16 protein-coding genes and 2 tRNA genes are annotated in these 19,040 nt (G+C 52.9%); 16 read left to right on the forward strand and 2 right to left on the reverse strand.

The annotated features are described in order from the left end of the window. Window positions 1-241 precede the first annotated feature (241 nt). Window positions 242-718 carry a transcription elongation factor GreA gene (gene greA, locus ABGB15_RS02810; protein ID WP_014171793.1) on the forward strand — a complete coding sequence of 159 codons (477 nt, stop codon included), beginning with the start codon at window positions 242-244 and terminating at the stop codon, window positions 716-718. 151 nt (window positions 719-869) lie between these two features. On the opposite strand, the gene yhbY is transcribed toward greA, so the two are convergent. Beyond that, a complete protein-coding gene (gene yhbY, locus ABGB15_RS02815; protein WP_003861814.1) occupies window positions 870-1,163 on the reverse strand; it encodes a ribosome assembly RNA-binding protein YhbY in 294 nt (97 codons plus the stop codon). A gap of 127 nt (window positions 1,164-1,290) precedes the next feature. On the opposite strand from yhbY, the gene rlmE reads away from it, so the two are divergent. From rlmE to ABGB15_RS02845, 6 genes are all read left to right on the forward strand, one after another. Then, window positions 1,291-1,917: a 23S rRNA (uridine(2552)-2'-O)-methyltransferase RlmE gene (gene rlmE, locus ABGB15_RS02820; protein WP_014171792.1), complete on the forward strand. Its 627-nt coding sequence runs from the start codon at window positions 1,291-1,293 to the stop codon at window positions 1,915-1,917. Between the two features lie 102 nt (window positions 1,918-2,019). Beyond that, window positions 2,020-3,954 carry an ATP-dependent zinc metalloprotease FtsH gene (gene ftsH, locus ABGB15_RS02825; protein ID WP_014833437.1) on the forward strand — a complete coding sequence of 645 codons (1,935 nt, stop codon included), beginning with the start codon at window positions 2,020-2,022 and terminating at the stop codon, window positions 3,952-3,954. Window positions 3,955-4,052: 98 nt separating this feature from the next. Continuing rightward, window positions 4,053-4,901 carry a dihydropteroate synthase gene (folP, locus tag ABGB15_RS02830; RefSeq protein ID WP_152082408.1) on the forward strand — a complete coding sequence of 283 codons (849 nt, stop codon included), beginning with the start codon at window positions 4,053-4,055 and terminating at the stop codon, window positions 4,899-4,901. Continuing rightward, complete coding sequence (gene glmM / locus ABGB15_RS02835; protein ID WP_152082407.1) at window positions 4,894-6,231, forward strand: phosphoglucosamine mutase; 1,338 nt, start codon at window positions 4,894-4,896, stop codon at window positions 6,229-6,231. Before folP ends, glmM begins: the two co-directional genes overlap by 8 nt. 224 nt (window positions 6,232-6,455) lie before the next feature. Then, window positions 6,456-6,788 (forward strand): preprotein translocase subunit SecG, encoded by a 333-nt coding sequence (secG, locus tag ABGB15_RS02840; RefSeq protein WP_003861803.1) that lies wholly within the window; start codon window positions 6,456-6,458, stop codon window positions 6,786-6,788. Between the two features lie 9 nt (window positions 6,789-6,797). Further along, a tRNA-Leu gene (locus tag ABGB15_RS02845) sits at window positions 6,798-6,884 on the forward strand. Between the two features lie 187 nt (window positions 6,885-7,071). Here the strand turns inward: ABGB15_RS02845 and argG are convergent. After that, the gene (gene argG / locus ABGB15_RS02850; RefSeq protein WP_215722436.1) at window positions 7,072-8,418 is read right to left on the reverse strand and encodes an argininosuccinate synthase; all 1,347 of its coding nucleotides are present in this window, start codon (window positions 8,416-8,418) and stop codon (window positions 7,072-7,074) included. A gap of 286 nt (window positions 8,419-8,704) precedes the next feature. On the opposite strand from argG, the gene ABGB15_RS02855 reads away from it, so the two are divergent. From ABGB15_RS02855 to nlpI, 9 genes are all read left to right on the forward strand, one after another. After that, a tRNA-Met gene (locus ABGB15_RS02855) sits at window positions 8,705-8,781 on the forward strand. A gap of 207 nt (window positions 8,782-8,988) precedes the next feature. After that, window positions 8,989-9,441, forward strand: a complete 453-nt coding sequence (gene rimP, locus ABGB15_RS02860; RefSeq protein ID WP_152082405.1) for a ribosome maturation factor RimP — start codon at window positions 8,989-8,991, stop codon at window positions 9,439-9,441. A gap of 28 nt (window positions 9,442-9,469) precedes the next feature. Further along, window positions 9,470-10,972, forward strand: a complete 1,503-nt coding sequence (gene nusA / locus ABGB15_RS02865) for a transcription termination factor NusA (protein ID WP_028017046.1) — start codon at window positions 9,470-9,472, stop codon at window positions 10,970-10,972. A 24-nt stretch (window positions 10,973-10,996) separates the two neighbouring features. After that, window positions 10,997-13,684 (forward strand): translation initiation factor IF-2, encoded by a 2,688-nt coding sequence (gene infB / locus ABGB15_RS02870; RefSeq protein WP_152082404.1) that lies wholly within the window; start codon window positions 10,997-10,999, stop codon window positions 13,682-13,684. A gap of 106 nt (window positions 13,685-13,790) precedes the next feature. Then, the gene (rbfA, locus tag ABGB15_RS02875; protein ID WP_152082403.1) at window positions 13,791-14,195 is read left to right on the forward strand and encodes a 30S ribosome-binding factor RbfA; all 405 of its coding nucleotides are present in this window, start codon (window positions 13,791-13,793) and stop codon (window positions 14,193-14,195) included. Beyond that, the gene (gene truB / locus ABGB15_RS02880; protein ID WP_215722437.1) at window positions 14,195-15,145 is read left to right on the forward strand and encodes a tRNA pseudouridine(55) synthase TruB; all 951 of its coding nucleotides are present in this window, start codon (window positions 14,195-14,197) and stop codon (window positions 15,143-15,145) included. The genes rbfA and truB overlap by 1 nt, the downstream gene beginning before the upstream one ends. Window positions 15,146-15,300: 155 nt before the next feature. Next, a complete protein-coding gene (gene rpsO / locus ABGB15_RS02885; protein WP_003861789.1) occupies window positions 15,301-15,570 on the forward strand; it encodes a 30S ribosomal protein S15 in 270 nt (89 codons plus the stop codon). Between the two features lie 242 nt (window positions 15,571-15,812). Beyond that, on the forward strand, window positions 15,813-17,951 hold the full coding sequence (gene pnp, locus ABGB15_RS02890; protein WP_152082401.1) for a polyribonucleotide nucleotidyltransferase: 2,139 nt from the start codon (window positions 15,813-15,815) through the stop codon (window positions 17,949-17,951). A gap of 110 nt (window positions 17,952-18,061) precedes the next feature. Further along, a complete protein-coding gene (nlpI, locus tag ABGB15_RS02895) occupies window positions 18,062-18,946 on the forward strand; it encodes a lipoprotein NlpI (RefSeq protein ID WP_152082400.1) in 885 nt (294 codons plus the stop codon). Window positions 18,947-19,040: the final 94 nt, after the last annotated feature.

Below are 19,040 nucleotides of genomic sequence, written 5' to 3' on the forward strand. Positions count from 1 at the left end.
CGCTAACAACCCGAAAACAAACCGTCATACTACGGTGCATAGCACTGCAAAGTAAACGATGACCCATAGTGAACTTCGCGGTAAAATGCGTATCAAATTGAAAAATTGCTGCTGACCTGGGGCGCTGCTTCCGGGTCGGTTTTCTTTTTGCTTCTGGCCCGCTCATGGTTTGATGTACGTGGGGACAGGGGCCGGAGCAGGTGACGCTGCTCCCTACAGGAATGTTTAAGAGGTATAACAAATGCAAGCTATTCCGATGACCTTACGTGGTGCCGAAAAACTGCGCGAAGAGCTGGATTTCCTGAAATCCGTACGTCGCCCTGAAATCATCGCCGCAATCGCGGATGCGCGTGAGCATGGCGACCTGAAAGAGAATGCTGAATACCACGCCGCGCGTGAGCAGCAGGGCTTCTGTGAAGGACGCATTAAAGATATCGAAGCGAAGCTGTCCAATGCGCAGGTGATCGATATCACCAAAATGCCAAACAATGGCCGTGTGATCTTTGGTTCAACCGTGACGGTTCTGAACCTGGATAACGACGAAGAGCAGACGTATCGCATCGTGGGCGATGATGAAGCCGACTTCAAACAGAACCTGATCTCTGTGAATTCACCGATCGCGCGTGGCCTGATTGGCAAAGAACAGGACGATGTGGTTACCATCCGCACCCCTGGTGGCGAAGTGGAATACGAAATTATTAAGGTTGAGTACCTGTAATTCGCATCTCCGCTAAGATGTTGATACATTGTAAAGAAAAGAAAAAGGCCGCATAGCGGCCTTTTATCAACTCAAGGAGCGTGGCATTTTGCTCACCTGCTGACAGAAATCCCTCGTTTTACACAGAAAATATGTGCAATTCAGGATATCCTTAGCGTGGCAGCGAGATTTTACGCTCTTTAGATGGGCGGTAGAGCACCAGCGTTTTACCGATGACCTGTACATTACAGGCACCGGTTTCACGCACGATGGCTTCCACGATCAGGTTTTTAGTGTCTCTGTCTTCAGAGGCGATTTTCACCTTGATCAGCTCGTGGTGTTCCAGCGCTTGTTCAATCTCGGCAAGCACCCCTTCGGTCAAACCATTGTTGCCAAGCATGACTACAGGCTTGAGCGGATGTGCCAGACCTTTAAGGTGCTGTTTTTGTTTAGTACTCAGATTCATCGTATATTTTTGCTTACGTTGGGATTGAAAACGGTTCATTCTACCGCCATCTCCCTTATATCGCCAAATAGCTGCGTAGAAATTTACGTCACAGGCAAGTAACGATGAACCAGGACGGAAATGTTAAATGACAGGTAAAAAGCGTTCTGCCAGCTCCAGCCGCTGGCTTCAGGAACACTTTAGCGATAAATATGTTCAACAGGCGCAGAAAAAAGGGTTGCGTTCCCGCGCCTGGTTTAAACTTGATGAAATACAGCAAAGTGACAAACTTTTTAAACCGGGCATGACGGTTGTCGACCTCGGTGCAGCACCTGGCGGATGGTCTCAGTATGCGGTCACGCAGATCGGCGGAACGGGGCGAATCATCGCATGCGATCTTTTACCAATGGATCCCATTGTTGGTGTCGACTTCCTTCAGGGCGATTTTCGTGATGAATTAGTGCTGAAAGCGTTACTTGAACGTGTGGGTGACAGTAAGGTCCAGGTTGTCATGTCAGATATGGCACCAAATATGTGTGGAACACCGGCGGTGGATATCCCCCGCGCCATGTATCTGGTGGAGCTAGCGTTAGAAATGTGTCGAGATGTACTAGCGCCTGGTGGTAGTTTTGTTGTGAAGGTGTTTCAGGGCGAAGGTTTCGAGGAGTACCTTAAGGAAATTCGCTCCCTGTTTGCGAAGGTCAAAGTTCGTAAGCCGGACTCTTCGCGGGCCCGTTCCCGTGAAGTGTATATTGTAGCGACCGGGCGAAAATGATAACCGGTAGATTTCAGACGAAAGTTTGAATGAAACTGGATATAGAGTATCCTGACGCTGTTTTTAACACAGTTGTAATATGAGGTTAATCCCTTGAGTGACATGGCGAAAAACCTAATACTCTGGCTGGTCATTGCCGTTGTGCTGATGTCAGTATTCCAGAGCTTTGGGCCCAGCGAGTCGAACGGCCGCAAGGTGGATTATTCTACCTTCCTGCAGGAGGTCAATCAGGACCAGGTTCGCGAAGCGCGTATCAACGGACGTGAGATCAACGTTACCAAGAAAGATAGTAACCGTTACACGACCTACATCCCGGTGAACGATCCTAAGCTGCTTGATAACCTTCTGACCAAAAACGTCAAAGTGGTTGGTGAGCCGCCTGAAGAACCAAGCCTGCTGGCTTCTATCTTCATCTCCTGGTTCCCGATGCTGCTTCTTATTGGCGTCTGGATCTTCTTCATGCGCCAGATGCAGGGCGGTGGTGGCAAAGGTGCCATGTCGTTCGGTAAGAGCAAGGCGCGCATGCTGACGGAAGACCAGATCAAGACCACATTTGCCGACGTCGCAGGCTGTGACGAAGCAAAAGAAGAGGTGGGCGAACTGGTCGAATACCTGCGTGAGCCGAGCCGTTTCCAGAAACTGGGCGGTAAGATCCCGAAAGGCGTTCTGATGGTAGGTCCTCCAGGGACCGGTAAAACCCTGCTGGCGAAAGCCATCGCGGGTGAAGCGAAGGTGCCGTTCTTTACTATTTCAGGTTCTGACTTCGTTGAAATGTTCGTGGGTGTCGGTGCATCTCGTGTGCGTGACATGTTCGAGCAGGCCAAGAAGGCAGCACCGTGCATTATCTTCATCGATGAAATCGACGCCGTAGGCCGCCAGCGTGGTGCGGGCCTGGGCGGTGGTCACGATGAACGTGAACAGACCCTGAACCAGATGCTGGTTGAGATGGACGGCTTCGAAGGTAACGAAGGTATTATCGTTATCGCGGCGACTAACCGTCCGGATGTCCTTGACCCCGCGTTGCTGCGTCCAGGCCGTTTCGACCGCCAGGTTGTGGTCGGTCTGCCGGATGTTCGTGGTCGTGAACAGATTCTGAAAGTCCACATGCGCCGCGTACCGCTGGCACCTGATATCGACGCGGCAATCATCGCGCGTGGTACTCCGGGCTTCTCCGGTGCGGATCTGGCGAACCTGGTCAACGAAGCAGCACTGTTTGCTGCTCGCGGCAACAAGCGCGTGGTGTCCATGGTGGAATTCGAAAAAGCGAAAGACAAAATCATGATGGGTGCGGAACGTCGCTCCATGGTGATGACGGAAGCGCAGAAAGAGTCCACGGCCTACCACGAAGCGGGTCACGCAATTATCGGTCGCCTGGTTCCGGAACACGATCCGGTACACAAAGTGACGATTATTCCACGTGGTCGTGCGCTGGGGGTGACCTTCTTCCTGCCTGAGGGCGACGCGATTAGCGCCAGCCGTCAGAAACTGGAAAGCCAGATTTCGACCCTGTACGGTGGCCGTCTGGCAGAAGAGATCATCTACGGTGCGGAACATGTTTCTACCGGTGCGTCGAACGATATTAAAGTCGCGACAAACCTGGCACGTAACATGGTGACTCAGTGGGGCTTCTCCGACAAACTCGGTCCACTGCTGTATGCAGAGGAAGAGGGTGAAGTATTCCTGGGCCGTTCTGTGGCGAAAGCGAAACATATGTCCGATGAGACGGCTCGTATCATCGATCAGGAAGTGAAAGCGCTGATTGAACGTAACTACGGTCGCGCACGCCAGATCCTGAACGACAATATGGACATTCTGCATTCAATGAAAGATGCGCTCATGAAATATGAGACCATCGATGCTCCACAGATTGACGACCTGATGGCTCGCCGCGAAGTGCGTCCGCCAGCAGGCTGGGAAGACCCAGGTGCTTCCAACAATTCTGACAACAATGGCACCCCGCGTGCGCCGCGTCCGGTTGATGAACCACGCACGCCGAATCCGGGCAACACCATGTCAGAACAGTTGGGCGACAAGTAAGTCATTGCTGTTGAAGCGTGTGTCTGTACCACAAACCCTGGAGCTTGCTCCGGGGTTTTTCTTTTCTGTTAAACCATATTAATACCAGGGATTTCGCCATGAAATTATTCGCCCAGGACTCGCATCTCGATCTCTCACACCCACATGTGATGGGTATCCTGAATGTTACCCCTGACTCCTTCTCAGACGGCGGCACGCATAACACGCTTATCGACGCGGTTAAACATGCGAATTTGATGATTAACGCGGGTGCCACCATCATTGATGTCGGCGGCGAATCGACGCGTCCTGGTGCAGCGGATGTTTCTGTAGAAGAAGAACTGGCTCGCGTAGTGCCCGTGGTTGAGGCCATCGCGCAGCGGTTTGAAGTGTGGATCTCCGTCGACACATCCAAGCCTGAAGTGATCCGCGAAGTGGCGAGAGTGGGCGCTCACATTATTAATGATATTCGCTCGTTAACGGAGCCGGGCGCGCTTGAGGCGGCAGCAGAAACCGGGCTGCCGGTATGCCTGATGCACATGCAAGGGCAACCGAAAACGATGCAGGATGCGCCAAAGTATGCCGACGTGTTTGCTGATGTGAATCGCTTCTTTATTGAGCATATTGAACGTTGCGAACGTGCGGGTATCGCAAAAGAGAAATTGCTGCTCGACCCAGGGTTCGGTTTCGGTAAAAATCTCTCCCACAACTATGAGCTACTTGCGCGCTTATCAGAATTTCATCATTTCGGCCTGCCGCTGCTGGTGGGGATGTCAAGAAAGTCGATGATTGGGCAGTTACTGAACGTGGGGCCGGGTGAGCGTCTGAGCGGCAGCCTGGCCTGTGCGGTGATTGCGGCGATGCAAGGCGCACACATTATTCGCGTCCATGACGTCAAAGAAACAGTAGAAGCCATGCGTGTGGTGGAAGCCACACTGGCAGCGAAGGAAAACAAACGCTATGAGTAATCGTAAATATTTTGGTACTGATGGTATCCGTGGACGCGTAGGCGATGCGCCAATTACTCCTGATTTCGTACTGAAGCTGGGCTGGGCTGCCGGAAAGGTTCTGGCACGTCATGGCTCCCGTAAGATCATCATTGGCAAAGATACGCGTATCTCAGGCTATATGCTGGAGTCTGCGCTGGAAGCCGGGCTGGCGGCGGCAGGACTTTCTGCTTCCTTTACTGGCCCCATGCCAACGCCTGCGGTGGCGTATCTGACGCGCACTTTCCGCGCAGAGGCGGGCATTGTTATCTCTGCTTCCCATAACCCGTTTTATGACAACGGCATCAAGTTCTTCTCCATCGACGGTACCAAGCTGCCGGATGAAGTGGAAGAGGCAATCGAAGCCGAAATGGAAAAAGAGATCACCTGCGTCGACTCTGCTGAGTTGGGCAAAGCGAATCGGATTGTCGATGCCGCTGGCCGCTATATTGAATTCTGCAAAGGCACCTTCCCGAACGAACTGAGCCTGGCCCATCTTAAGATTGTGGTGGACTGTGCAAACGGTGCGACGTATCACATCGCCCCGAACGTTTTCCGTGAGCTGGGCGCGAAAGTGATTACCATTGGTTGCGAACCGGATGGTCTGAACATCAACGAAGAAGTGGGGGCGACGGACGTGCGTGCCCTGCAGGCGCGCGTACTGGCAGAAAAAGCCGATCTGGGTATTGCCCTGGACGGCGATGGCGACCGTGTGATCATGGTCGACCATGAAGGTAACAAGGTCGACGGCGATCAGATCCTCTACATTATTGCACGTGAAGGTCTGCGTCAGGGGCAGTTGCGCGGTGGCGCTGTCGGTACGCTGATGAGTAACATGGGGCTGGAACTGGCGCTGAAACAGCTTGGTATTCCGTTTGTCCGCGCGAAAGTGGGCGACCGCTACGTGCTGGAAAAATTGCAGGAGAAGGGCTGGCGTATCGGTGCGGAAAACTCCGGTCACGTGATCCTGCTTGATAAAACCACCACCGGTGACGGCATTGTTGCCGGGCTGCAGGTGGTTGCAGCCATGGCGCGCAACCATATGAGCCTGCACGATCTCTGCAGCGGCATGAAAATGTTCCCGCAGATCCTGGTAAACGTGCGTTTCACTGCCGGTAAAGGCGATCCGCTGGAAAATGACAACGTGAAAGCGGTGATGGCTGACGTTGAAGCGGCCCTGGGCAACCGTGGCCGTGTATTGCTGCGTAAGTCCGGTACTGAACCGCTGATTCGCGTGATGGTGGAAGGTGAAGACGAAGCGCAGGTCACAGAATTTGCGCACCGCATTGCGGATGCCGTAAAAGCTGCATAATTTTTCACGTTAAGTGTTTAAAAAGGCAGCGCTTGCCGCCTTTGTTTTAAGCAATTAATGGCTTTTTGCTGTTTTTTTCTGCAGTTGATACAATGCCTCAAAATTGCCCTTGCGAAGGTGATTCGCTTTGGTTAGTATTCACACCCGCTTCAGTGGGAAACACGAAATCCTGCTAATTGGTCGAAGCATTGGTATGCGGCAAATCCGCAAGGAACAGGTTGATTATGTACGAAGCTCTTTTAGTTATTTTCCTTATTGTAGCCATCGCTCTTGTAGCGCTGATCATGCTGCAGCAAGGTAAAGGCGCTGATATGGGAGCCTCCTTCGGAGCAGGCGCTTCCGGTACGCTGTTTGGTTCAAGTGGTTCTGCGAACTTCATGACCCGTACAACCGCGATTCTGGCTACGCTGTTCTTCATCATCAGTCTGGTGCTGGGCAATATCAACAGCAACAAGACCAGTAAAGGAAGCGAGTGGGAAAATCTGAGCGCGCCAGCAAAAACTGAGCAGACTCAGCCAGCTGCACCGGCTAAGCCAACCAGCGATATCCCGCAGTAAGTATTCTGTACCGAGGTGGTGGAATTGGTAGACACGCTACCTTGAGGTGGTAGTGCCCTAACGGGCTTGTGGGTTCGAGTCCCATCCTCGGTACCAATATTCCAGAAAAAAGACGTCGAAAGACGTCTTTTTTTTCGTCTGTACATTCTGTGTTTCCGATCTTTTGTAGGGCGGGTAAGCGCAGCGCCACCCGCCGTTTTGCCCGGTGGCGCTGCGCTTACCGGGCCTACGAAGACCACAAAAAAGGCGTCCATCGGACGCCTTTTGCATTTCATCTCGGCGATTACTTCTTATCGCTGTGTTCCAGGTTCTCAACCTGCGGCAGGCCGTTACCGGAATTCGCGGAGAGCAGACCGTTCTCAATATAGTTGAACAGCTTCTCACGGGTGTCGGTGATGTCCAGGTTACGCATGGTCAACTGACCAATACGGTCGTCCGGAGAGAACACGGACTCGCCTTTTTCCATCGTCAGACGCTCTGCTTTATAGGTCAGGTTGTCAGACACGGTGTTCAGGATAGAGTAGTCATTGCCACGACGCAGTTCCAGAGTGACTTCACCGGTGATCGCGCTTGCCACCCAGCGCTGCAACGCATCACGCAGCATCAGCGCCTGCGGATCGAACCAGCGACCCTGATACAGCAGTTTGCCCAGCTGACGACCATGAGAGTGATACTGCTCAATGGTGTCTTCGTTATGAATACCGGTCAGCAGACGCTCGTAAGCGATGTGCAGCAGCGCCATCCCCGGTGCTTCATAGATGCCGCGGCTTTTTGCTTCAATGATACGGTTTTCAATCTGATCGCTCATGCCCAGACCGTGACGGCCACCGATGCGGTTTGCTTCCAGCATCAGCTCTACGTCGTCAGAGAACGTTTTGCCGTTCAGGGCAACCGGATGGCCACGTTCGAAACGCACGGTCACTTCTTCCGCCGGGATCTTGACGTTCTCGTCCCAGAACTTCACGCCCATGATCGGGTTAACAATCTTCACGCTGGAGTTCAGGAACTCCAGATCTTTCGCTTCGTGCGTCGCACCGAGCATGTTGGAGTCGGTGGAGTAGGCTTTCTCGACAGACATTTTGTAGTCAAAGCCGCAGGCAATCATAAACTCGGACATTTCATGACGGCCACCCAGTTCGTCGATGAAGTCGGTATCCAGCCACGGTTTATAAATCTGCAGCTCAGCGTTGGTCAGCAGACCGTAGCGATAGAAACGTTCAATGTCGTTGCCTTTATAGGTACTGCCGTCGCCCCAGATGTTCACGCCATCTTCTTTCATGGCGGCAACCAGCATGGTGCCGGTCACGGCGCGGCCCAGTGGGGTGGTGTTGAAATAGGTCAGGCCACCGGTGGTGTTATGGAAAGCACCACACTGAATCGCAGCAATACCTTCAGCAACCAGCTGTTTACGGCAGTCAATCAGACGTGCGTTCTCAGCGCCATACTCCATGGCACGGCGAGGGATTGCGTCATAATCGTCCTCATCCGGCTGACCCAGGTTCGCAGTATATGCATAAGGAACCGCTCCCTTCTGGCGCATCCACAGCAGTGCAGCGCTGGTATCCAGGCCGCCTGAAAAAGCGATGCCAATACGTTGTCCTACCGGGAGATGCTTGAGAATCGTCGTCATAAAATAAAACCCTGCTTGATTGACTGATAAGAGACCGCTTTCGCTCTTGATGCATGTTTATGCAAAATAAGTGAGTATTCATTTAATCATCTTTTATCGATGACCGAAAGAGACTCGTGCGATTTTTGTAAAAATTTCCCTCGGTTTAGCCTGCTGGAAGCCGGGTTGACAGGTGGGGTCAACTATCAATATACTGAACGCCGATTTTACGTCCCGTCTTCGGTACCAAATCCCAGCATTATTTGCATTTTCTACCTAAAACGCGTAGAATTTGCCACGTTTCAGGCGCGGGGTGGAGCAGCCTGGTAGCTCGTCGGGCTCATAACCCGAAGGTCGTCGGTTCAAATCCGGCCCCCGCAACCACTTTCCCATAAAGTTCTTTTTCAAATATACTGTGAAGACGTAGAGCCTTCGTAGCTGGATTTGAAAAAATGCTTTCGGAGAGTGCTCCAGGCCACAGTTGTGGCTATAGGGTTCAGTTATCTAAAGCCCCGATTTATCGGGGTTTTTTGTTATCTGACTACAGAATAACTGGGCTTTACGCCCTTTTTTTATGTCTTGGGGGTGGGCTTGTCCACATTAGAGCAAAAATTAACAGAGATGATTACTGCACCGGTCGAAGCACTGGGCTACGAACTGGTCGGCATCGAATTCGTTCGCGGCCGCACATCGACGCTGCGCATCTATATTGATAGTGAAGATGGCATCAATGTTGATGATTGTGCTGATGTTAGCCACCAGGTGAGTGCGGTTCTTGATGTTGAAGACCCGATTACCGTTGCGTACAACCTGGAAGTTTCCTCACCTGGCCTCGATCGCCCGATGTTCACGGCCGAGCACTATGTGCGCTTTACCGGTGAAGAAGTGGCTCTCGTTCTGCGTATGGCCGTACAGAACCGCCGTAAATGGCAGGGAATTATCAAAGCCGTTGATGGTGAAATGATCACAGTGGCAGTCGAAGGCAAAGATGAAGTGTTCGCGCTGAGTAATATCCAGAAGGCGAACCTGGTTCCCCACTTTTAACAGTCTGGATTGAGGTGAAAAGCCCGCGATGAACAAAGAAATTTTGGCTGTTGTTGAAGCCGTCTCCAACGAGAAATCACTGCCGCGTGAGAAGATTTTCGAAGCGCTGGAAAGTGCCCTGGCTACGGCAACCAAGAAAAAATACGAACAAGAGATCGATGTTCGCGTAGAAATCGATCGCAAAAGCGGTGACTTCGATACATTCCGTCGTTGGGTAATCGTTGAAGAAGTGACCCAGCCGACCAAAGAGATCACGCTGGAAGCCGCACGTTTCGAAGACGAAAGCCTGAACGTGGGCGAGTACGTTGAAGATCAGATTGAATCTGTGACCTTCGACCGTATCACCACGCAGACCGCTAAACAGGTTATCGTGCAGAAAGTGCGCGAAGCCGAGCGCGCGCTGGTTGTCGATCAGTTCCGCGATCAGGAAGGCGAAATCATCACCGGTGTGGTGAAGAAAGTGAACCGCGACAACATCTCTCTGGAGATCAAATCCGAAGGGATGCCGGGTAACGCTGAAGCCGTGATCCTGCGTGAAGACATGCTGCCGCGTGAAAACTTCCGCCCAGGCGACCGTATCCGCGGTGTGCTGTACGCCGTGCGCCCTGAAGCGCGTGGTGCACAGCTGTTCGTGACCCGTTCTAAACCAGAAATGCTGGTTGAACTGTTCCGTATCGAAGTACCGGAAATCGGCGAAGAAGTTATCGAGATCAAAGCTGCGGCTCGCGATCCGGGTTCCCGTGCGAAAATCGCGGTGAAAACCAACGACAAGCGTATCGATCCGGTTGGTGCTTGCGTCGGTATGCGTGGCGCGCGCGTTCAGGCGGTTTCTACCGAGCTGGGCGGCGAGCGTATCGATATCGTTCTGTGGGACGACAACCCGGCGCAGTTCGTGATCAACGCAATGGCTCCGGCGGATGTGGCGTCTATCGTTGTTGACGAAGACAAACACACCATGGATATCGCTGTTGAAGCGGGCAACCTGGCACAGGCGATTGGCCGTAACGGTCAGAACGTTCGTCTGGCGTCACAGCTGAGCGGCTGGGAACTCAACGTGATGACCGTTGATGACCTGCAGGCCAAGCACCAGGCTGAAGCCCACGCGGCGATCGATACCTTCACTAAGTACCTCGACATTGACGAAGACTTCGCCACTGTTCTGGTTGAAGAAGGTTTCTCTACGCTGGAAGAACTGGCCTACGTGCCAATGAAAGAGCTGCTGGAAATTGACGGTCTGGATGAGCCAACCGTTGAAGCCCTGCGTGAACGCGCTAAAAACGCACTGACCACCCTGGCACTGGCTCAGGAAGAAAGCCTTGGCGATAAGAAGCCGGCTGATGACCTGCTGAATCTGGAAGGTCTTGATCGTGCGATTGCGTTCAAGCTGGCTGCCCGTGGTGTTTGTACGCTGGAAGATCTCGCTGAGCAAGGCGTTGATGACCTGGCTGATATCGAAGGTTTAACCGACGAGAAAGCCGGCGAACTCATCATGGCCGCACGTAATATTTGCTGGTTCGGCGACGAAGCGTAATAAACTGTAGCAGGAAGGAACAGCATGACTGATGTAACTGTAAAATCGCTGGCTGCTGAGATTCAGACCTCCGTGGACCGCCTGGTACAGCAATTTGCTGATGCAGGGATCCCGAAGGCTGCTGATGACTCGGTAACCGCGCAAGAAAAACAAACCTTGTTAGCGCATCTGAACCGTGAACACGGTTCTACGCCTGACAAGCTGACGCTGCAGCGCAAAACGCGCAGCACGTTGAACATCCCTGGTACTGGTGGCAAAAGCAAATCGGTACAAATTGAAGTCCGCAAGACACGCACCTTTGTAAAACGTGATCCGCAAGAGGCAGAACGCCTTGCTGCGGAAGAGCAGGCACAGCGTGAAGCGGAAGAACAAGCTCAGCGTGAGGCAGAAGCAACTGCCAAACGTGAAGCAGAATTAAAAGCTGAACGTGAGGCCGCAGAAAAAGCGAAACGCGACGCAAGTGATAAAGTGAAGCGTGAAGCTGCGGAAAAAGACAAAGTGAGCAATCAACAGACCGACGAAATGACCAAAACCGCCCAGGCTGAAAAAGCCCGCCGTGAAAATGAAGCTGCCGAGCTGAAGCGTAAAGCGGAAGAAGAGGCACGCCGCAAACTCGAAGAAGAAGCTCGCCGTGTCGCTGAAGAAGCGCGCCGTATGGCTGAAGAAAACGAGAAGAACGGTGTGAATACCGCTGAACCGTCTGAAGACAACAGCGACTATCACGTGACCACTTCTCAGCATGCGCGTCAGGCTGAAGACGACAACGACCGTGAAGTAGAAGGCGGCCGTGGCCGTGGTCGCAACGCGAAAGCGGCACGCCCGGCGAAAAAAGGCAACAAGCACGCTGAATCTAAAGCTGACCGTGAAGAAGCACGTGCTGCCGTTCGCGGTGGTAAAGGCGGTAAGCGTAAAGGTTCCGCACTGCAGCAGGGCTTCCAGAAGCCAGCTCAGGCTGTTAACCGTGACGTTGTGATTGGCGAAACCATCACCGTTGGCGATCTGGCGAACAAGATGGCGGTTAAAGGCTCTCAGGTCATCAAAGCGATGATGAAGCTGGGCGCAATGGCGACCATCAACCAGGTCATCGACCAGGAAACCGCACAGCTGGTTGCCGAAGAGATGGGCCACAAAGTTATCCTGCGTCGTGAAAACGAGCTGGAAGAAGCAGTCATGAGCGACCGTGATACCGGTGCTGCGGCTGAACCGCGTGCGCCAGTGGTGACCATCATGGGCCACGTTGACCACGGTAAAACCTCTCTGCTTGACTACATTCGTTCTACTAAAGTGGCATCCGGCGAAGCGGGTGGTATTACCCAGCATATCGGTGCTTACCACGTAGAAACTGAAAACGGCATGATCACCTTCCTGGATACCCCAGGCCACGCCGCGTTCACCTCAATGCGTGCTCGTGGTGCTCAGGCAACGGATATCGTTGTACTGGTTGTTGCAGCAGACGACGGCGTGATGCCGCAGACCATCGAAGCTATCCAGCACGCGAAAGCGGCGCAGGTGCCTCTGGTTGTTGCAGTCAACAAAATCGATAAGCCAGAAGCCGATCTGGATCGCGTGAAGAACGAACTGTCTCAGTACGGTGTTATGCCGGAAGAGTGGGGCGGCGAAGCGCAGTTCATTCCTGTATCTGCAAAAGCGGGTACCGGTATCGACGACCTGCTGAACGCTATTCTGCTGCAGGCTGAAGTCCTGGAACTGAAAGCGGTTCGTAAAGGTATGGCGAGCGGCGCGGTTATCGAATCCTTCCTGGATAAAGGTCGTGGTCCGGTTGCAACCGTTCTGGTTCGCGAAGGTACGCTGAACAAAGGCGACATCGTTCTGTGTGGTTTTGAATACGGTCGTGTTCGTGCGATGCGTAACGAACTGGGTCAGGAAGTGCTGGAAGCGGGTCCGTCCATTCCAGTGGAAATCCTGGGTCTGTCCGGTGTTCCGGCTGCCGGTGACGAAGTGACCGTTGTGCGTGACGAGAAGAAAGCGCGTGAAGTTGCACTGTATCGTCAGGGCAAATTCCGTGAAGTTAAACTGGCTCGTCAGCAGAAATCTAAACTCGAAAACATGTTTGCGAACATGACCGAGGGCGAAGTTCACGAAGTGAATATCGTTCTGAAAGCTGACGTTCAGGGTTCTGTGGAAGCGATCTCCGACTCCTTGCTGAAACTGTCTACGGACGAAGTGAAAGTGAAGATTATCGGCTCCGGCGTAGGTGGTATCACCGAAACCGACGCGACCCTGGCTGCAGCGTCCAACGCAATCCTGGTTGGCTTCAACGTTCGTGCTGACGCCTCTGCGCGTAAAGTTATCGACGCTGAAAGCCTGGATCTGCGTTACTACTCCGTCATCTATAACCTGATCGACGAAGTGAAAGCAGCGATGAGCGGCATGCTGTCGCCTGAGCTGAAACAGCAGATCATCGGCCTGGCTGAAGTACGTGACGTGTTTAAATCACCGAAATTCGGTGCGATCGCGGGCTGTATGGTTACCGAAGGTACGATTAAGCGCCACAACCCAATCCGCGTACTGCGTGACAACGTGGTTATCTACGAAGGTGAGTTGGAATCCCTGCGCCGCTTCAAAGATGACGTTAACGAAGTCCGTAACGGCATGGAATGTGGTATCGGTGTGAAGAACTACAACGACGTTCGCGTTGGCGATATGATCGAAGTGTTCGAGATCATCGAAATCCAGCGTACCATCGCGTAATCTTCGTCCACAGAAGATGAACTAGCGTAGGCCGGGTAAGCGAAGCGCCACCCGGCAATAATTTCAAAAAGGGGCTTTAGCCCCTTTTTTGTCTGGAGAATTTATTATGGCGAAAGAATTTGGTCGCCCGCAGCGCGTAGCGCAGGAAATGCAAAAAGAGATCGCTCTTATCCTGCAACGCGAAATTAAAGACCCACGTCTCGGTATGATGACCACCGTGTCTGGCGTAGAAATGTCCCGTGACCTGGCATATGCCAAAGTATTCGTGACCTTCCTGAACGATCAGGACGAAGCGGCAGTGAAAAATGGCATTAAAGCGCTGCAGGAAGCCTCTGGCTTCATCCGCTCTCTGCTCGGTAAAGCGATGCGCCTGCGTATCGTGCCTGAGCTGACCTTCTTCTACGACAACTCGCTGGTCGAAGGTATGCGCATGTCCAACCTGGTAACCAGCGTGGTGAAACATGACGATGAGCGTCGTGTTAACCCGGCGGACGACAGCAAGGAGGACTGATGAGTCGTCCTCGTCGTCGCGGTCGTGACGTGCATGGCGTGCTGCTGCTGGATAAACCGCAGGGCGCATCCAGCAACGACGTGCTGCAAAAAGTGAAGCGTATTTTTAATGCCAACCGCGCAGGTCACACGGGCGCGCTGGACCCGCTGGCGACCGGTATGCTGCCGATCTGTCTGGGAGAGGCGACAAAGTTCTCCCAGTACCTGCTGGATTCCGATAAGCGTTACCGCGTTATCGCTAAACTGGGCCAGCGCACGGATACCTCCGATGCGGATGGTCAGGTGGTGGAAGAGCGTCCGGTCACCTTCAGTGCAGAGCAACTCGATGCTGCGCTGGAGAGCTTCCGTGGTGACACGCTGCAGGTGCCGTCGATGTATTCGGCACTGAAATATCAGGGTAAAAAACTCTACGAATATGCGCGTCAGGGCATTGATGTCCCGCGTGAAGCCCGTCCAATTACCGTGTATGAACTGCTCTTTATTCGCCACGAAGGTGATGAGCTGGAGCTGGAAGTGCACTGTTCGAAAGGGACCTATATCCGGACCATCATTGACGATCTGGGTGAAAAGCTGGGCTGCGGCGCGCATGTGATTTACCTGCGTCGTCTGGCGGTCAGCAAATATCCGGTCGAGCGGATGGTGACCCTTGAGCATCTTCGCGCGCTGGTTGAACAGGCAGAAGAGCAGGGGATTGCGCCAGCAGATTTGCTTGATCCATTGCTGATGCCGATGGACAGCCCGGCGGCGGACTTCCCGGTTGTTAATCTTCCTTTAACATCGTCCGTTTACTTTAAGAACGGAAATCCGGTTCGCACGACGGGAGCGCCGCTTGACGGCCTGGTTCGCGTGACTGAAGGTGATGAGGGTAAGTTTATCGGCATGGGTGAAATGGACGGCGAAGGGCGCGTTGCTCCGCGCCGTCTGGTCGTTGAATATCCGGTCGAAGGCTAACGGCGATAACAGCTCACCTTGCGATAAGCAGGGGAGACGAGTAGAATATCGCCGCTTAACGCCTGGTAAATTGTTTAACATTTTGCAGGGCGTACACTGGGATTGCTGAATTAGAGATCGGCATCCTTACATTCTTTATACTTTGGAGTTTTAAAATGTCTCTAAGCGTTGAAGCTAAAGCTAAAATCGTTTCTGAGTTTGGTCGTGGTACTAACGACAGCGGTTCTACCGAAGTTCAGGTTGCACTGCTGACTGCACAGATTAACCACCTGCAGGGTCACTTTGCAGAGCACAAAAAAGATCACCACAGCCGTCGTGGTCTGCTGCGTATGGTTTCTCAGCGTCGTAAACTGCTCGACTACCTGAAACGTAAAGATGTTGCACGTTACACCGCGCTGATCGAGCGTCTGGGTCTGCGTCGCTAAGTCTTGCGAGTTTCAGAAAAGGGGGCCTGATGGCCCCTTTTTTCAACCAGACGGCAGCAATTCACTGGAAACTATTGTATTGTTGCTATAAATGATCTTCATTGCAGAGGTTCGCGCGGCTAATGAGAGGCTTCACCCATGGGGGTGTCGGTTGTCATTAGTCGCGAGGATGCGAAGAAGGTCGGGTTAAATCGTCAGCACACCGGTGGTGTGCTGTCAAACATTTAAGAAAGGACAGAATTTTGCTGAATCCGATCGTTCGTAAATTCCAGTATGGTCAGCATACCGTCACGCTGGAAACCGGCATGATGGCACGTCAGGCGACTGCTGCTGTTATGGTAAGCATGGATGACACTGCGGTTTTCGTGACCGTTGTTGGCCAGAAAAAAGCAAAACCAGGTCAGGACTTCTTCCCGCTGACCGTTAACTACCAGGAGCGTACTTACGCTGCCGGTAAAATCCCTGGTGGCTTCTTCCGTCGCGAAGGCCGTCCAAGCGAAGGCGAAACCCTGATCGCGCGTCTGATTGACCGCCCGGTTCGTCCGCTGTTCCCGGAAGGCTTCGTGAACGAAGTACAGGTTATCGCGACCGTTGTTTCCGTTAACCCTCAGGTTAACCCGGACATCGTTGCAATGATCGGTGCATCCGCAGCCCTGTCTCTGTCTGGTATCCCGTTCAACGGCCCAATCGGTGCTGCGCGCGTCGGTTACATCAACGACCAGTACGTGCTGAACCCGACTCAGGAAGAGCTGAAAGAAAGTAAGCTGGACCTGGTGGTTGCCGGTACTGAAGCGGCAGTGCTGATGGTTGAATCCGAAGCGGAACTGCTGAGCGAAGACCAGATGCTGGGCGCTGTGGTATTTGGCCACGACCAGCAGCAGATTGTTATCCAGAACATCAACGACCTGGTCAAAGAAGCCGGTAAACCACGTTGGGACTGGCAGCCAGAAGCGGCAAACGACGCGCTGAACGCCCGCGTTGCTGCACTGGCCGAATCTCGCCTGAGCGATGCGTACCGTATCACTGACAAACAGGAGCGTTATGCTCAGGTTGATGTGATCAAATCTGAAGTGACCGCGACCCTGGTTGCCGAAGACGAAACGCTGGATGCTAACGAAATTGGCGAAATCCTGCACGCTATCGAGAAAAACGTTGTTCGTAGCCGCGTACTGGCAGGCGAGCCGCGTATCGATGGTCGCGAAAAAGACATGATCCGTGGTCTGGACGTGCGTACTGGCGTACTGCCACGTACTCACGGTTCCGCACTGTTCACCCGTGGTGAAACGCAGGCGCTGGTTACCGCGACCCTGGGTACGGCACGTGACGCACAGATCATCGACGAACTGATGGGCGAGCGCACTGACAGCTTCCTGTTCCACTACAACTTCCCTCCGTACTCCGTAGGTGAAACCGGTATGGTTGGTTCGCCGAAGCGTCGTGAAATTGGTCACGGCCGTCTGGCGAAGCGCGGCGTGCTGGCAGTGATGCCAGAAGCAGACAAATTCCCGTACACCGTTCGTGTGGTTTCTGAAATCACCGAATCCAACGGTTCTTCATCTATGGCTTCCGTGTGTGGTGCCTCTCTGGCGCTGATGGATGCAGGCGTGCCAATCAAAGCCGCTGTTGCGGGTATCGCAATGGGTCTGGTGAAAGAAGGCGACAACTTTGTTGTTCTGTCTGATATCCTGGGCGACGAAGATCACCTGGGCGATATGGACTTCAAAGTAGCGGGTTCCCGCGACGGTATCTCTGCGCTGCAGATGGATATCAAAATTGAAGGCATCACCAAAGAGATCATGCAGGTTGCGCTGAACCAGGCTAAAGGTGCGCGTCTGCACATCCTGGGCGTGATGGAACAGGCGATCAACGCGCCGCGTGGCGATATCTCTGAATTCGCACCACGTATCCACACCATCAAGATCAATCCAGACAAGATCAAAGATGTCATCGGTAAAGGCGGTTCTGTTATCCGTGCGCTGACCGAAGAAACCGGCACCACCATTGAAATCGAAGATGACGGTACTGTGAAGATCGCAGCAACCGACGGCGAGAAAGCGAAATTCGCTATTCGTCGCATCGAAGAAATCACTGCAGAAATCGAAGTGGGCCGTATCTACAATGGTAAAGTGACCCGTATCGTTGACTTTGGCGCATTCGTTGCCATCGGTGGCGGTAAAGAAGGTCTGGTTCACATCTCTCAGATCGCTGACAAGCGCGTTGAGAAAGTGACCGATTACCTGCAGATGGGTCAGGAAGTACCGGTTAAAGTTCTGGAAGTTGATCGCCAGGGCCGTATCCGTCTGAGCATTAAAGAAGCGACCGAGCAGTCTCAGCCCGCTGCCGCGCCGGAAGCTCCGGCCGCAGAACAGCAAGGCGAGTAAGGTTGCCATTTGCCCTCCGCTTTGGCGGAGGGCTTATTATCAGGCAGGACGCCTTGTTAAGCCGCCGGGGGACAGGACGTTCATCCAATAGTTGTCTTCGGGAGTGGGAAATGAAGCCTTTTTTGCGCTGGTGTTTCGTTGCGACAGCTTTAACGCTGGCAGGATGCAGCAACTCTGCCTGGCGTAAGAGCGAAGTCCTCGCAGTGCCATTGCAACCGACTTTGCAGCAGGAAGTGATTCTGGCACGCATGGAACAAATTCTTGCCAGTCGGGCTTTAACCGATGACGAACGCGCACAGCTTTTATATGAGCGCGGAGTGTTGTATGATAGTCTCGGTCTGAGGGCATTAGCGCGGAATGATTTTTCACAAGCGCTGGCAATCCGACCTGATATGCCTGAAGTATTCAATTACTTAGGCATTTATTTAACGCAGGCAGGCAATTTTGATGCTGCCTATGAAGCGTTTGATTCTGTACTTGAGCTTGATCCAACTTACAACTACGCGCACTTGAATCGCGGTATCGCATTGTATTACGGCGGTCGTGATAAGTTAGCGCAAGATGATCTGCTGGCGTTTTATCAAGACGATCCTAATGATCCTTTCCGCAGCCTGTGGCTTTACATCGTTGAGCAGAAGCTCGATGAGAAGCAGGCAAAAGAAGCACTGAAACAGCGCTTCGAGAAATCGGACAAGGAACAGTGGGGATGGAACATTGTCGAGTTCTACCTGGGCAACATTAGCGAATCAACGCTGATGGAACGCCTCAAGGCGGACGCAACGGATAACACCTCGCTCGCTGAGCATCTCAGTGAAACCAACTTCTATTTAGGTAAGTATTACCTAAGTCTGGGGGATATGGACAGCGCTACGGCACTGTTCAAATTAGCGGTTGCTAACAACGTACACAACTTCGTTGAGCACCGTTATGCATTGTTGGAATTATCGCTCTTGGGCCAGGAGCAAGATGACCTGGCAGAATCGGACCAGCAATAGCTGACGACATAAACATCAGCCCGTAATCTTTTGATTGCCATCACCTTGACTGGTGAGGGCGTTGTTGTTCGTCAATACACCTACTTTGAGCCGG

Source organism: Enterobacter sp. MALB-1 (genome assembly GCF_041021625.1).
GTDB classification, from domain to species: Bacteria; Pseudomonadota; Gammaproteobacteria; order Enterobacterales; family Enterobacteriaceae; genus Enterobacter; species Enterobacter oligotrophicus.